This window comes from Salinirubellus litoreus (genome assembly GCF_037335815.1).
GTDB classification, from domain to species: domain Archaea; phylum Halobacteriota; class Halobacteria; order Halobacteriales; family Haloarculaceae; genus Salinirubellus; species Salinirubellus litoreus.
Genome location: NZ_CP147843.1, coordinates 44,978 through 59,894, shown reverse-complemented (window position 1 = coordinate 59,894; position 14,917 = coordinate 44,978). Strand labels below are relative to the sequence as shown.

At 53.8% G+C, this 14,917-nt stretch carries 9 protein-coding genes; 4 read left to right on the top strand and 5 right to left on the bottom strand.

Annotated elements, in window-relative coordinates; genetic code table 11:
- Nucleotides 1–213: 213 nt before the first annotated feature.
- Together WDJ58_RS25910 and WDJ58_RS25905 are read right to left on the bottom strand one after the other, a co-directional pair.
- Nucleotides 214–1,407: a hypothetical protein gene (locus WDJ58_RS25910; protein ID WP_338918451.1), complete on the bottom strand. Its 1,194-nt coding sequence runs from the start codon at nucleotides 1,405–1,407 to the stop codon at nucleotides 214–216.
- On the bottom strand, nucleotides 1,400–3,157 hold the full coding sequence (locus WDJ58_RS25905) for a DEAD/DEAH box helicase (protein ID WP_338918450.1): 1,758 nt from the start codon (nucleotides 3,155–3,157) through the stop codon (nucleotides 1,400–1,402). The genes WDJ58_RS25910 and WDJ58_RS25905 overlap by 8 nt, the downstream gene beginning before the upstream one ends.
- A gap of 118 nt (nucleotides 3,158–3,275) precedes the next feature.
- Between WDJ58_RS25905 and WDJ58_RS25900 the strand changes: the two genes are divergently transcribed.
- Both WDJ58_RS25900 and WDJ58_RS25895 read left to right on the top strand, forming a co-directional pair.
- On the top strand, nucleotides 3,276–5,945 hold the full coding sequence (locus WDJ58_RS25900; protein ID WP_338918449.1) for a DUF1156 domain-containing protein: 2,670 nt from the start codon (nucleotides 3,276–3,278) through the stop codon (nucleotides 5,943–5,945).
- A gap of 21 nt (nucleotides 5,946–5,966) precedes the next feature.
- On the top strand, nucleotides 5,967–6,497 hold the full coding sequence (locus WDJ58_RS25895; RefSeq protein WP_338918448.1) for a hypothetical protein: 531 nt from the start codon (nucleotides 5,967–5,969) through the stop codon (nucleotides 6,495–6,497).
- Between the two features lie 316 nt (nucleotides 6,498–6,813).
- Here the strand turns inward: WDJ58_RS25895 and WDJ58_RS25890 are convergent, their stop codons facing one another.
- Nucleotides 6,814–8,673: a DUF4143 domain-containing protein gene (locus tag WDJ58_RS25890; RefSeq protein ID WP_338918447.1), complete on the bottom strand. Its 1,860-nt coding sequence runs from the start codon at nucleotides 8,671–8,673 to the stop codon at nucleotides 6,814–6,816.
- Between the two features lie 118 nt (nucleotides 8,674–8,791).
- Between WDJ58_RS25890 and WDJ58_RS25885 the strand changes: the two genes are divergently transcribed.
- Both WDJ58_RS25885 and WDJ58_RS25880 read left to right on the top strand, forming a co-directional pair.
- On the top strand, nucleotides 8,792–10,024 hold the full coding sequence (locus tag WDJ58_RS25885; RefSeq protein WP_338918446.1) for an AAA family ATPase: 1,233 nt from the start codon (nucleotides 8,792–8,794) through the stop codon (nucleotides 10,022–10,024).
- A complete protein-coding gene (locus WDJ58_RS25880; protein ID WP_338918445.1) occupies nucleotides 10,017–11,816 on the top strand; it encodes a hypothetical protein in 1,800 nt (599 codons plus the stop codon). Before WDJ58_RS25885 ends, WDJ58_RS25880 begins: the two co-directional genes overlap by 8 nt.
- A 13-nt stretch (nucleotides 11,817–11,829) precedes the next feature.
- Here the strand turns inward: WDJ58_RS25880 and WDJ58_RS25875 are convergent, their stop codons facing one another.
- Nucleotides 11,830–12,225, bottom strand: a complete 396-nt coding sequence (locus WDJ58_RS25875) for a hypothetical protein (RefSeq protein WP_338918444.1) — start codon at nucleotides 12,223–12,225, stop codon at nucleotides 11,830–11,832.
- A 35-nt stretch (nucleotides 12,226–12,260) separates the two neighbouring features.
- Complete coding sequence (locus WDJ58_RS25870; RefSeq protein WP_338918443.1) at nucleotides 12,261–14,894, bottom strand: DUF1156 domain-containing protein; 2,634 nt, start codon at nucleotides 14,892–14,894, stop codon at nucleotides 12,261–12,263.
- Between the last annotated feature and the right edge of the window lie 23 nt (nucleotides 14,895–14,917).

Below are 14,917 nucleotides of genomic sequence, written 5' to 3'. Positions count from 1 at the left end.
TACACCGGCAGATCGATTCGTTTTCGAGTCCGTTAACCAACAATGCGGCGCCAACCGATTTCACTGTTGGTTAATCGAACCCATCTGTCGCGATCATCGGCAGACGGCCGTTGATGTCCACATGACCGCATCGGGTCAGTGGTGCTGACTATTTATCGTAGCCCGTTATCAGAGACTCTGCCGGCTACCGAGCGAATTCACACCTCACCGGAGTCACCGACAATTCTGACAGCCAAGCCTTCCCGCAACTATACTGACCGGATTCTCCGCCGAGAGTCGCGAGTCACAGCTCTCACAGTCGACTTCGTCGGTTATCCCAGCACCGATTGCGTATGGAGCACGCATAATGTCGGTTCGATCACCGTCACCCACAGTGAATTCGATTTCCCCTCGCTCGTACGTCACAAGCGTGAACGCAATGGGTTTGGTATTCACCTCTATCGCGTGTCGGCGATAGATCTCCCGTTGCTTCTGAGCGTACCCTTGTTCCTTCTCCTCCAAGAGTTCTTCCAGTTCAGCTTCGAGGTCTTCTTTTTCGGCTTTGAGTTCTTGGCGCTTCTCAAGAGCCTTTACACGTTGTTGCTGCGAGTCTGCGCTGTCGACGTCCGTAGATAAGTTCTGAAGACGGTTCGAAAGCGAATCAATCTCGTTGCGGTGGTCGTTAATTCGTTGTTCCTGAAGCTGCCGGTACTCTTCAAATTCTGAATCAGCAGCGCGAGATGCCGACTGACGAATTTCGTCAATCTCCTCCTGTACTCCTTCTACAGCGACCTTCTGTCCGGTAGCGATTGTGTCTGCCAGCTTCTCGGGAGCAATCGTCACGTCGCTCTGCTCACTCCCTACAGTTACATCGTCACGCCAGCCTGATTTTGGGCTGAAAAACTCGTCGACAAGTATCTCTGTCACACCGGGAAGCTGATCCTTCGACTCAACGTCGACCGTCACAGCTTCCAAGAACTGAGTCTGGTACTCGCTGACCGTCTCGACGTCAATACGTACGAACACACAAATGGCCGTTCGATCGTAGTATGGGCTAAACCTCGCGTCCACGACCTCGGCGTCACTTTCCATAATCCACGGGGGATACCGATAGTCACCATCAGTCATCGAGTTCGTCAGGGCGAGTTGCCCGGCAGTGGCCATCGCTGCCGCTTCATCGAGCAATTGTTGCGTGAATCCGCTTTCTGGCGTGAGCACACAAACAGAGTTCTCTTCTTCCTCTCGTATTTCGCCATCCAGGGCAATTTCGAACTCGCTGCGGTCACTAAAACCGACGTCCACGTGGGTGGGTAATCGCACGTGCCATCGGTTTCCGTTCTCACGGATTGCTGCACCGAGATCGTTCAGATACTCCCGAGTGAATGCTTCCAGCGCGGATTGTGTCACCGCGTGAGTCACGTCAGTCATCGTCTGCCCCCAGGTCGAAGCTCTCGAAGACGCCGCTGTTGAACTCCTCTACCTTCTGTGAGAGGTTCTGTTGCTTCTCAAGATCGATGGCCATCGAGTCGAAGTCATTCTCGAGTTCAACCTCAGAGTCGGCATTGGTGAGACGTTCGAAGATTTCGTCTTCGAAGCTCTTCCCGGAGTCCTCGAGCCGGGTAAGGATCGTGCTCAGTTCTCCGACCGTCTGTTGGAAGAGATCGATCTTGTGGTAGAGACGTTCCAGTACGTATTCCTCGATAGTGCCTTTCAGGCCCATATTAAAGACGTAGACTTTGCGCTTCTGGCCGATCCGGTGAATCCGCCCGATTCGCTGCTCGACCTTCATCGGGTTCCACGGCAGATCGTAGTTCACCATAATATTGCAGAACTGGAGGTTGCGACCCTCGTTCATCGCGTCGGTGGACACGAGGACACCACCTTCCTCCCGGAACTGATCTACGATGTCCTCCTTTTCCTGGCTTGAGTGGCCGCCGTGGAACGCGTGAGTGGTATACCCCCGCTCATCCAACGCTTGCAAGACCTGGCGCTGGGTCGCCCGGAACTGCGTGAACACGATAACACGACCCATATCGACGGTCTCACGGACTTCCTCGACGATATCGAACAGCCGCTCCTGTTTTGTGACCGTATCAATCGCGTCGATCTTATCGAGGATGGTTTCGAGTTCGTCCCGGTGCGTTAGCTCGTTCTGTTCCTCGAGCTGTTTGAGGATCGTTTGTTCCAGCGCTGCCGGGCTGCTGACCACCTCCTTCTGGAGCAGCATCAGCACCAGCTTCTGGCCGCTGTCCTGGCTGTACGCGCTTCGCACGTACTCCGTTACCGCCTCGTAGAGTTCTTTCTCCGCTGCGCTCGGCTCGAAGGTTCGCGTGTCAATGATACGGTCCGTGAAGTCGATGTCCGTTTCCTCACGCCGATTTCGGATCATCACCTGCCCCAACCGTCGCTGTAGCTCGTCCCGGTTCACGAGCGTCTCCTGGCCATTGTCGACGAAGTAGTGATGGAAGGTATCCCGACTGCCGAACAAGCCGGGCCGGAGCAAGGAGACGATATTGTAGAGGTCGGTCAGTTCGTTCTGGATTGGCGTCGCCGTGAGGAAAAACGCGTAGTCGTAGGTGAGCTTGTCGATGAGGTCGTAGCGATCGGTTTCCTCGTTTTTCACGTAGTGAGCCTCGTCCATGACGAGGACGTCCCAGTCGCGAGCGAGCACGGTCGCGCGGTGTCGGTCGCTCTTGGCGGTGTCGATGCTCGCGATGATGTAGTTGTGGGCATCGAATCCCTGAAACTCGTCGTCGTAGTTGCAGACGAACTCGAGGCCGAACTTCTCGAGGAGTTCTCCTTGCCACTGTTTGGCCAGCTGGGCCGGGGTGAGGATCAGCACCGAGTCGTCGGTCTCGCGGTAGTGCATCTCCTTCAGGATCATACCGACCTCGATCGTCTTTCCGAGGCCGACCTCGTCTGCGAGGAGTGCCTTCCCATCCATCTCGAAGAGAGCTCTGTGAGCTGCGTCGACCTGGTGTTCGAGGAGTTTGACCTCCTCCTCGTCGACGCGGGAGAGTGAACGAAGTTCTGTGTCTGGCTGTCCCGAAAGGAGTCGATTCGCGACGACGGTCTGCCGGTGGAAGGGAAAATCTGCAATTCCTGAGGAATAGGAGTCTACAAGAGTGTCTGGGTCATCGTGTGTGACCTCGATGTCAACGAGGTCCTGCTCTCCCATGGTCCAACGAAACAGGTATGTCGACAAATAGGTTGTGTAGAGGAAGTACATCCTGTAGAGTAACTCGCGAAGTGTAGTGGATTTATGAGACTCGGATGGATTGGATGGAGTATTCACAATGTCTCAGGAAACGGGTCGTTCTGCTGAACGCAGTGAACGGAAAGAACTCCCTATAGAGCGGGGCTTCCCTATTGAACGGGTAAATGAGATTGCTGAGAAAGAAGGGCGAGCAAAGCAATGGTATCGCCCAATATACACGATGCACAAGTGGTGGGCACGGCGGCCGGGGTGTCTATTCCGCGCTATCTCGCTCTACTCACTCCTTGATGACCCAGAGCAGGTCGAAGTCTACGAGCCGGGAAAGAATGGGACGCTTGACGCATATGGGGGCGGTCATAGTGAAGTAGAAGAACTCATCGAAAACGTCGATATGGCTGACCCCGAAAGCCTGTGGGAGCTCTATCCTAAGGATGTACGAATTGGAAATAAGAAAATCCTCGACCCATTTATGGGTGGGGGAACATCTCTCGTGGAAGCCTCGCGATTCGGTGTTGAGGCTGAGGGGTATGACCTAAATCCCGTTGCTTGGTTTATTACCAAGAAAGAAATCGAAGCAGGTGAGACGAGCGTTGAGGAGCTTGAGGAAGCGTTTAAGCAAGTCAAATCTGACGTTGGAGATGATATACTCAATTATTACAAAACTACCTGCCCACACGGCGACCACGACGCCGATGTAATGTACAACTTTTGGGTGAAACAGATTGATTGCCGGTCTTGCGGGCACACGATCCCACTACACCAAGACTTTCGTATCGGGAAAGGGAGATATGAGAATGATGACAAGTATAACGTACTCTGCCCGGACTGCGAGTCGGTGTTTTTGACAGAAGATTGGCGAGAAGAGTGTTCGTGTAACGAGTGTGGATACAAGTTTGTCCCGGAACAAGGTAACGTGGATTATGGGGATTACATTTGTACTGAGTGCGGGCAGAAATACTCTATAACAGAACAGATTGAGGAAGGCGAAGAGTTTGACCTTCATCTCTCAGCCTTGGAATACCATTGTTCGCACTGTGCTGAACAAGGAGCCTCAAAGTCCAAGGCGAAGGGGTATAAATCGGCTACAGACAACGACAGACGGCGTTATAAAGAGGCTGAACAGGAATGGGAAGACAGTGAATCTTTGCGGCAATTTGTACCCGATAAACCGATACGTCCCGGTTGGAAGACCGATGCTACTCAATTTGATGGGACAATGCCGGGGAATGGAAACCTTCCCCGACACGGTGTCAATGAATGGACTGATATGTTCAATAAGCGCCAACTCCTCTCCATCTCAAAAATATTAGAATCTATAAACGACCTCGAGAACCAAAATGCGAGAGAATATCTACTGCTGACTTTAAGCAATTCTCTGCCCACGAACAATATGCTCACCGGGTATGATTATTCATATAACAAAATACAGCACTTGTTCAAATCGAACTCATTTGATCCACCCCGTGAGGCGTGCGAAGGGAATGTATGGGGGGCAGAATATGGCCGAGGAACGTTTGAGTCGATTTGGGATATGGTAAAACGTGGCGTAGAATATGCAAATTCTCCCACGGAACGCTATATCCAAGACGGTGAGACGAAAGAGACTGCAGAATTTGGCCAACCTATCGGACGAAACACCACTATTCATCAAGGAGACATGCGGCGTATTAACGCCGAAGAGGAGTACGATGCGATCATAACCGATCCACCGTACTACAATAATGTCCTCTATTCAGAATTATCTGACTTCTTTTATGTTTGGCTGCAGCCGATGCTTGAGCAGGAGTACGAATGTTTTGAATCAGAACATACACCGCGCGCTGACAGTATCGTTGTGAATCCGGCTTCGGGCAAAGGCAGCGAAGAGTTTGAGTCTGAACTCAAGCAAGCGTTCTCACGCATCAATACCGCGTTGAAAGAGGACGGAGTAGTTGCTTTCACGTACCACCACAGCAACTCTGAATCGTGGGGTGAGCTCCTTGAATCACTCTGCGAAACTGGTTTTGAGGTGACAGCGACGTACCCAATCAATTCTGACCTAAACAAATTTATGAAGGGCGAATCTGTCTCGTTCGACATAGTCATTGTCGCCCGAAAAGTGGGCGAGCGGCAGCCAATCTCTTGGAACAGTCTCAGAAGAAATATCCACAGAACAGCACAGAAAACGCACAAGCAACTTGAGGAAAACCGAGACCTTGCTCAAGGTGATATCGGCGTAATTGAGATGGGAGAGTGTTTCCACGAATATTCCAAGCATCACGGGAAGGTGATGCGGGCAGGTGAAGAAATGACTGCAAAAGAAGTAGTTGATGAAATCTATGGCATTATTCAAGAGGGAAGCGAGATCGGGGAAATTGATGTGTTCCTTGATTTGCTTGAAATACCGGAGGCTACATACAACGATCTGAACAAACTCACCCGTGGAACGGATGCAAGTACTGAACAGATGCGAGATATGCATCTCTACCGTATTGAAGGGGGTGAATTCATCCTCGGAACGTGGGATGATGAGAAGCGTATAGCCTACATTCAAGACCGGGTAAAAAGTGATGGTAACGACTTAAACGCTCTTGACAAGGCCCAATTACTTCGCCATCGCTACGAACAGGGCAAGTCCACACAGAATTATCTCTCTAAGTGGGACGTGGACGACGAACTCCGCGAACTCTGTGAAGGGTTAGCCGATGCGACCGGTGACGACACCTACCGTCGTATCCTAGGGGCAGACTCTACCCTTGGGGAGTTCTAAATATATCAATCACGGTACAATATGAACATCTCAATCTTTGCTGAAGGAGCTCAGACTACCGCTGATGCTGAAGAGGGTGTTATTGCTAAGCACTACTTCCAAGGTCTTTTCGAGCCTATCTCAAATCTTGAGCAGGAGATATCTAAGTATGCGGAAACCGAGCTACACATCCTCTCCGACGAATTCGGCTATTTGAAGGGGGAAACCCCAATTCAAGAGATCGCGAGTAAAAACGCTTCTTCTGAGGAGAGCATGGAAGAATTCGCTAACGCAATAGTTTCGGCGGGAAAAACTGCCGATATCATCGTCGTTCTTCTTTCCGCATCGAGTTTCAAAAATACAGTTGGAAGTAGATGGGATGATATCCTATCGACAGCACAAAAGAACACGACTTGGTGTTTTGGAGCGTCCAAGGGAGCATTAGATGCAATCGACATCCCTGCACTCGAATCCAAAGTCAAGAATATCATCATCTATCAAAGAGCAGGTGTCGCTCCGATTGGTCGCGAGACTCGTACTCAACTACTAAACATAGTTCGTGAGGGGAACTGACAAGGGAACATCGCTTCGTTAGAGGCGACTGGACAATCGGGGTGTTCTGAGTCTCTCTTTCGTTTCCGAGTGTTTTTCCTGCGGATTTCTCGCCCCTCGCCGGCATAGATTGACATCTCTACCGTATTCAAATGCTCACTAAGCGCCTGACGACGTCGGGGGCCGTCTGGCACCCGGTTGGAATCACGCGACAGTTCCGGGCGTTAAATCGCCCGAAGCTACGCTGTCCGACAAATGGGAATTGAGTAGGTTCCGAATGACGCCTCCCGGATTTAGATCGGAATTACTCGATGTTCAGATATATTCCTGTATTCATTCATTCTAACCGGAGATACGTCCAGAGTGGAACCTGAATGATCGGCTTCGAACTGTCAGTATTGACGGAAATTCCATCGTCCAGAGCTGACCGCGCATTTGTAAGAACCATCCCGAATGCTGGTTCGGCGTCGAATGCAGCCTTCCCGTCAGCACTGAGCTCACCCCCGTACTCGTCTTGCTCGACGTATGATCGCCGCTGCTTGGTGAAGGTGTCCGTCACAGGACTGTACATCTGCTCATCGACTCGGTCTCGTTCGCTCTCGTAGGCATCGCTCTCGAGGAACTCCTGTAAAGCATCGAAATCAGGCGTATCTTGACTCATCTGGAGTTCGTCCAGAGCACGGTTATGAGACCATAGTATCGGAACGGGAGTACCGCGTATTTTGGGCACGAAATCGACTGTACCCTTTGACCCAACCCAGAACTTGACTACTCCACGCTTCGGATCGTGGGGATGGTTGAGCGTGTTCGACAACCGGATTGTGTGATCAAATGCAACCGCCTTCGCCAGAGCTTCGTCTAGTCCGGGCTCACGTCGGAGGACGTCATTGAGATCATTCCGACGGAACGCGTTCGTGATCCCCGGATCCCGCAGGTAAAATCGGAGCCTCCGTGGACGTTGATTGTCGTATTCCTGTGCTGCCGAAAGCAGATGGAGTCGTGAGAGAACGCTGAGATACTTATCGCGGAGGGTTCGACGGTCGACATCGAGTACCTCGGTCAGATCGTCGAACCGCACGTCCCCGGTCGGGTGTTCGTGAGCAGCGAGGCCACAAAATCGCTCCAAGCCGAGCGCGTCCTTCACCCCTCCAAGGCTCGTCGCGGCGTGCAGGAGATCGTCTCTGAAGTCGTTGAGTAGTTCTCGTTGGTGGGCTTCGAGATCGACATCGTCCCGTCCACGGAGCACGTCGACAAATCGCTCCTCGTCAATCGAGACGCCGTCACCGGAGATTCTGAGCGTCAGCATCCCCCCGCTCGTACAGTAATTCGCGATCTCCCGCCGGATCGACGACGGGTCAGCAATTGCGTCGCTGTTCTGGGCTTCGACCTCGGTTACGAATCGGTCAGCGTCTCCCGCCTCGACAGCGTCCAGTAACGCCTTCCGAACCGCGCCCTCATCGAACCGCTCAGCCGAAGGCGCGAGTTCGATATCCCGGTATCGCATCTTGAGGAAATCGGCGAAACCCATGGGATACAGCTCGCGTGTCTCTCCGCGGATTCCTTCATTCACTTCTGCAAGGTCGGTCTCCTCGAATCGCTCCCGTACGGACCCTCTCGAAAGCGCCGTGAACACGATCTGACGGTCATCGTGCTCGGCAATCAAGTCTACAAGGAGGCGTTCCCACCGGCCGACATCTTGATTCCCGCGTTTGTTTGGTCGCTCAACCGTATGGAGATCATCTAACAGGATGTAGTGTGGGGATGAGCGGGGGTGCCGCAGGACGTGCGTTTCGAAGTGATCCACGGCTGCCCGGAGCTGAGCTTCCGGCTGAAGTTGGAAGACCGGATCATCTCGAAGAGGGATGTACAGGACGTTCGAGGGGGATACGAGGTGCTCTCGAGCCTGCTCACGCCTGTCTACATCTCGAATGAACTTCTCTACGAAATCCGGGTCGATATGCGCAGAGGCCAGTTGCTCGAGGAGGGCGCTTTTTCCCGCCCCGTCAGGGCCGGTTATGGGAATCAACCGCCGTTGCTGCTGATGCAGCTCGTCGTATGTTTGGTAGAAGATGTCCTGGAGCGATGAATAGTCGCCAGTTTGACTCGCCTCTCGACCGCGCTCCCACCACGGGTTGTATTCCTCAAGTCGCTGAATGAGGGTGTGCCCAGAAGAGAATGACTCCGAGTCGAATGCCATGGGATCTGTCTCAATTCCACAATTAATCTACATAGGTATGTTTCTTTGTATCCCCCTAGCTCACGTTCTTCCATCTATACACGTTGTTTTATGGTAGCCCCCCGATATTTCCCAATTAATGAGTAGCGGGACGCCGAAATTCGAGGACTACGACCGCGAGGAGGCAGAGGAATTCAGAGGGTTCATCGTTAATTCGAGCGCTTCTGCGACTGACTTTATAAATCGCACCTCTAGCCCAGACGCATTACGATATCTGGTCGAAGACGCGGAAATTGACAGGCGCGTCTCTGGAAATCGTGATGAGGTCCGACAGGCCCTTCTGACCTCAAATGTCACCCCGTTCGAGGTCAAACAGACCGTCGCCCAACGAAATTACAATCTGGGCGAGACGCTGGTCCCGGACACAGTCAAGAAAAACGCTCTCACCGCTATCGAAGTCGGGAAGCCAATTGTTCTCTACGGCCCGACTGGTACCGGAAAGACCTATTTCGCAAAGCAGCTCGCACTGGAGGCGTGCATCGACTATTCTCTCCATACCGCGACGCCAACATGGACACCTGCGGACATCACCGGTAGTATCCAACCGGAGACGAAGGACGGCGATATCGAGTACCATCGACGGGCAGGTTGTGTCTCCCAGGGCATTCAGAAGGCAAACGAGTACCAGGACAACTGGGGCGTCATTATCGACGAAATCACCCGGGCAGACATCTCCCAGGTATTCGGGCCGCTGTATACCGCTATCGAGGACGAAGACCAGGTGATCTTCCGCAATGACGACGGCGACCCACTCACGCTCAACGACAACGTCAAGATCATCTGTACGATGAACATGTCGGACCGGACAGTGAACGAACTCGACAATGCGATCACTCGTCGCTTCGCGATGATAGAACTCAGCCGCTACGGCGATGAGGAACGGGCTTCCCTGTTCGACCGCTGGATCGGAGAACTCGGATCCGATGTGGATATTGACCGCGACAAGCTTCAGGAACTCTTCGAGAGTCATCATCAAGGGATCAACGAAGGGACCACCACGAGTGGTGAGGACGGGATCATGGAGTTCGGGCCGATGCACTACGAGGACATCACCCAGTTTCTCAAGCATGCCTGTGCGAACGGGGGTCAGTACACAGGTGAGGAAGATGTCGCAGTCGGGCAGGCCTTCGCCACGTACATCGCGCCTCGTCTCCTGAACACCGCGGCATTGCCCCAGATCAATCGCCTTGCGAGTCACTACGAGACGCTCGACAATCAGTTCGAGGCGTTCGACCTCAGTCCCGCCATGGACCTCGCGAACCGGCAGGCGGAGGCTGAGGAACGCGAGATGGGCGTCAGCGCCTATGAGTAACGCTGTCCGCTACGACTACGGTACATCCCTCTGCTCCGTTCAGGAGAATCGAAAGCTCATCATCGAGGACTGCGATCCGGATACGATCAATAACGAACTTCGGGCGGCAAACTTCGTTCGGGAGGGGAGCAAATTCGTCAAGAAGCGCCCCCGACTACGGACTCGATCCGGGCGAAATTCCGAGTCTGATGCACTTCAAGTCCTTTCAGTACGCCTCGTGGATGACACACTCCACGTAGAGCCTTCCGACGTCGTCGGCATTGTGAGGCTGGTCCCGGGGATGAGTGTCCAGGTCGAACCCAAAGTTGCCTGGGAGCACGTCATCCAGATGCTGCTTACGATCTACGACATCGACAGAACGCAGTCCTATTACGGAGTCCCCCTTGACGAGTTGGTTTCCAGCGGCGTTGAATCCGCTCGTATTATCGCCATCCTGGCGATCAACTACGTTCATGGCGTCCGAACGATCCGACGCGAGGGATTCGTTCGAAATCTCAATATTCGTCGCCGGAACGGATTCGAAGGACTGGGTTCAATCGACGTCGAGCAAACGCTGATGAATCACGCAACCGGGAACCCGGTTCCGACTTGGATCGAAACACAGGTCGAGTACGCTAACCCTGTGAATTCGACAATCCACATGGCCGGGAAGCTGCTCCTCAGGTTGCTCCAGCAGGATCAGGACGGCCACCAGCACCCCCGTCAGGACGTACTCCTCTCTATGGTTCACCAAGAGGTGGAACGGATGGAGAAGTTGGGCATTCAGAGTAGCCAGAAGCAAATCGGCGGCTATCGTCGGCTCTCACTCCAGGATCTTCCTCGACAACGCCATTACTACCGTCGAGCGTTCCACACCAGTCAATCGATTCTCTCGTCGACGTTGCTCGGCCAGGCTGGGGGTGGCCCGGAGGAACTCCTCGTTGACTATGCGCTGAGTATGAATAAACTGTTCCAGGATTACTCCAATCGGATTCTCAACCGGAAAGTGGAGGCTCTACGCCAGATCGACTACCTGGATCAGCTCTCAGGGGTCAAATGCAAGCCTGAGCCGCCGATCTATCCTTTCGCTGGAAACGCCGAGGCCCGCCACCAACCCGATCACCTCCTCACAGACGGAGACCAAACGCTCGCGGTACTGGACTCCAAGTACTATCAAGCGGGCAAGAACCCAGCTAACGACTCTGCATCCCGGTCAAGGATGTTCGCATACGCCTATCTCACGGAGACCGACCGGATGGCATTCCTCTGCCCGCAGTATCGCAACGTTCGACTTCCCGTACAACACACTGGGGCAGAAATAGAGATCGTCTCACCTGACGGCGATTTCACTTGCGAGGACTACGAGGAGGTCATCCGAAAGTACATCTTGGAGACGCTCGCGATTACCTATCCTGAACTTCATGTTTTCGAGGCGACTTCCGATGCACACCTCAGTCTCAGTGGCGTCTCAGAGGAGGCCCTCTCGGAGGTTCACGATACGAATGGCCCGTTCAGCATCAGCAACGCCGCCACGTTCGCTGACCGGGTCATCGCAGCGATTGCATTCGCGTCCTATGGACCAAACAAACCGGAGCTAGAAAATCAGGGGCAGTGGACGAAGGCTCGAATCAAAGAGGCGTGTGCAAAGACCGACGAAGAAGACCATCCAAAATACCCGCAACACGAGACGACCTGCGTCCCGATATACGAACCTGAGGGGAATGACGATCATGGGACAGTGACTCTGCACTTCCTCAAATCTGACCAAGAGGGCACCTCGGTTAGCATCGAAGGGCCATATCCCCTGATGTAACCCCTGACGGGTACTACACGCGAAACGGTACAACAAGCCATCCCGAATCCCGCTTCTTGATTTGCCGACCGAAAATTGGCTCCAAGGAGTGGAACTCATCATCGATCTCTACGTCGAACGAATCACCGGCACCTTGAACATCACCGTCGACGACGAATTGAATCGCTGGTAACGGGCGCTGGCTGTTGAGATAATCCATTTCTTGCCGCATCGTAGAAACCAGCCGATCACGGAGATCATCGTCTTCGGTAAGGACTTCTTCGAGACCGGCTACGCAGATCTCGTCGGGGAGGTCTCGATTCTCGAGCTTCGTCACGAACTCTTCGATGGGAACCCGATACTCGGCGGACTCTCGCTCACCGCTCACGATGATGTTATACAAGCCCGCCACTGCGTCGATATCACTCATGTCATCACGAACGTCTCACAGGAGTGTGAAATACGTTAGTCCCTGAGGATCTGACGGAACGTCTCGTCCCCAGTGATGTCCGCAAGTTCGGATGCTACGTCCATCATTTCTCCTGTGACCTCCAGTTCGCGGCTCTCTTCCCTGGGTTTGGTCTCCTCATCAGCAGCGTATCGGAGGAGCTGCACCCGTTCGAGAGCAGAGAGTTCGTCAGGGGCTTTCGCTTGGAGGTAAGCCATCCGCTGCTCATCGTGCCACCGCAATAACGTGAAGCCATCTGTGGTGTCGAAAAACGCCCGTTCCTGGAGGTCCTTTGGGCTGACTTCAGTTCCTCGACACAGACGGTTCACATCGTTAAACGTGGGCTCCCCCATCGACAGGAGGCTCAGGTAGATTTCGTCGGGGGAGACATCATCATCACCAGCGATGATGTCGTACATCCCGGCGACAACGTCAGTCGCGGACATGACGGTTCCCTCACGGTGGACCTTGCCGTGGTGTTTGGAATACTCTCGGAAACACCGTCCGAGTTGGACGACGCTGATATCGCCTTCAGAGATGGTTTGTCCTTCCTGAATCTCCTCTTCCGTTCGCTGCGCAGTCCTGTACATCTGTCGTCGAAGCGCAGCCCAACTGATCGGGTCGCGATCCGTCATTGGTCGTGCGACCACGATCACGCTGAACGAGAGTTCGTCGCCCATTACGAACTCGGTGAGATTGGCCGAGATCGGGTACGTCGCAGTCACATCAAATCCTTCGTCGCACAGAGACTCGAGGAGCGTCCCCCAAGACTCGATTCCACTGTGCCGATACGTGAACGTGAGTACGCCGTCGTCCTTCAGTACGTCCCGCATCCGGGAGAACGACTGCTTGAGCTCCCTCTCGAAGGTAGCTCCGTCCTTCTCGATAGCCGGGTTCGCGACGATGCTCTCTTCACGAGGCGTCGTTTCGGGCGTGAAGCAGGAATATTCATCAGAGAGAAGCAGCCGTTGCCAGACGTAGAAGAAGTCCGAGACCTCCGAATAGACGACGTTGTCGTAGTACGGAGGATCAGTGATGATGGCGTCGTACTCCGACTCGAGCTCAACGTCCCGGACATCGCCTTGATGGAGTGTGTACTCACCACCGACCGGGTTCTCAAACGAATCCGTCTGTTTGAGTTCCCCATCTTCGAGGTACCGCTCTGTTGGCTGGTGGGCGAACTCGACGGCGTTGACGATTTTCTCCCACGTATTCTTGAACGTGCCTCGACCAGCTCTCGTTCCCCAGACGTTGTTTTCCGCATATTCGACCTGGGGTTGGTAGGAGTTCTGTCTGAAGATCCCCTCTATTTTCGTCCCCGAGATATTGTAGAGTGCGAAGTTATTCTGGAACATCAGAGAGTCGCTGAAAGCGAGGAGGAGATACTCTTTGACGCTCTGATTATCGACGTCATCGATGGCCGAGAGCAGCGTCGAAAGACAGTAGAGCTGGCGATTATTGAACATGTCCGACCACGTCTCGTAGCCGTGGCGGAAGACATCGTTTCCATTAATTCCGGACGCTGCTGTGATCGCACCTTCGGGGATTTCACTCTGAGGGATATACGCATCTAACTCCTCTGCAGAGTGCCACGCCTCGCTAGCGCGATCGAACTGAGTACGATCTTTTTCAGTTGCCGCGGTGTAGCCCTTGAAGATCGCTCGATCCTTGCCTTCGTCCTCACACTCCGTACAGTAGTATTCGATCGCGTAGAGATCCTCGGCGTACGACTGTCCGTCGGCGATCGCATCGACGATTGGATACTGCAGACCGCACGACGGGCATCCGTAGTTACCGCCTCGAGAGACTGGGCCGTTCGCTGGGATGTACTCGTAGCCACACTCCGTACAAACGGACTCGGTTTGGTAGTCATCAGTCAGAAAGACGGACTCACAGTCCGGGCAGTAGACGTTGTATTTGTCGTCGTCCTCGTAGCGACCGTTCGCGACGCGGTAATCTTTGAACAGTGGAATCGTCTCGCCACAGGAAGTGCAGTCTAGCTTCCGTACCCAGAGCGCATACACGACGTCAGCAACGTGGTTCTCGTCGTGAGGACAGGTAGTCTCATAGTGAGACTGGAGTTCGTCTGCGACGGTTGCTCGGACATCGTCGAAGGCCTGTTGCAGCTCGTCGGCATCAACCTCGTGAGCTTCAAGGCTCTTTTTTGAGATGAACCATGCGACAGGATTCAAATCGACACCGGTGACAGCTGCGCCGAATCGGATGGCCTCCATGAGGCTCGTCCCGCCGCCCATGAACGGGTCAAGGACGGTCTTCCCATCAACGCGAACGTCTTTCGGATACAGCTCCCAGAGCGCGTCTGGCTCGGTGAGACTGACAGACTCGATGAGTTGAGCGAGATGCTCAGTGGTGGTGTCTTCTGTATCGCCGTCGCCGAAATCGGAAAGGTTCTGATTTTCTTGGTCTGCCCTATGGATTTCGACAGCGCTAGGATCATCGACTAACGAGTACAGCGAGATCGCCCTGAACACGCTCCCGAGCCGTCTCGCCCACCATTTGTGCATCGTGGACAGCGGTCGGTAGTACATCTTAGCGCGGCCCTCGCGGTCAGCGAGGTCGTTCACCTGCTCGATGGGGAACCCCCGCTCGATAGGGAGCGTATCCCGCGAGTTCGCGTCCGGGTCAGACATGGTGAATGGTGGTCCCGTCTTCG

Bases quoted from the DNA above. Each gene is read 5' to 3' on its own strand.
- WDJ58_RS25910 (WP_338918451.1), bottom strand. From the start codon at position 1,407: ATGACTGACGTGACTCACGCGGTGACACAATCCGCGCTGGAAGCATTC.
- WDJ58_RS25905 (WP_338918450.1), bottom strand. From the start codon at position 3,157: ATGGGAGAGCAGGACCTCGTTGACATCGAGGTCACACACGATGACCCA.
- WDJ58_RS25900 (WP_338918449.1), top strand. From the start codon at position 3,276: ATGTCTCAGGAAACGGGTCGTTCTGCTGAACGCAGTGAACGGAAAGAA.
- WDJ58_RS25895 (WP_338918448.1), top strand. From the start codon at position 5,967: ATGAACATCTCAATCTTTGCTGAAGGAGCTCAGACTACCGCTGATGCT.
- WDJ58_RS25890 (WP_338918447.1), bottom strand. From the start codon at position 8,673: ATGGCATTCGACTCGGAGTCATTCTCTTCTGGGCACACCCTCATTCAG.
- WDJ58_RS25885 (WP_338918446.1), top strand. From the start codon at position 8,792: ATGAGTAGCGGGACGCCGAAATTCGAGGACTACGACCGCGAGGAGGCA.
- WDJ58_RS25880 (WP_338918445.1), top strand. From the start codon at position 10,017: ATGAGTAACGCTGTCCGCTACGACTACGGTACATCCCTCTGCTCCGTT.
- WDJ58_RS25875 (WP_338918444.1), bottom strand. From the start codon at position 12,225: ATGAGTGATATCGACGCAGTGGCGGGCTTGTATAACATCATCGTGAGC.
- WDJ58_RS25870 (WP_338918443.1), bottom strand. From the start codon at position 14,894: ATGTCTGACCCGGACGCGAACTCGCGGGATACGCTCCCTATCGAGCGG.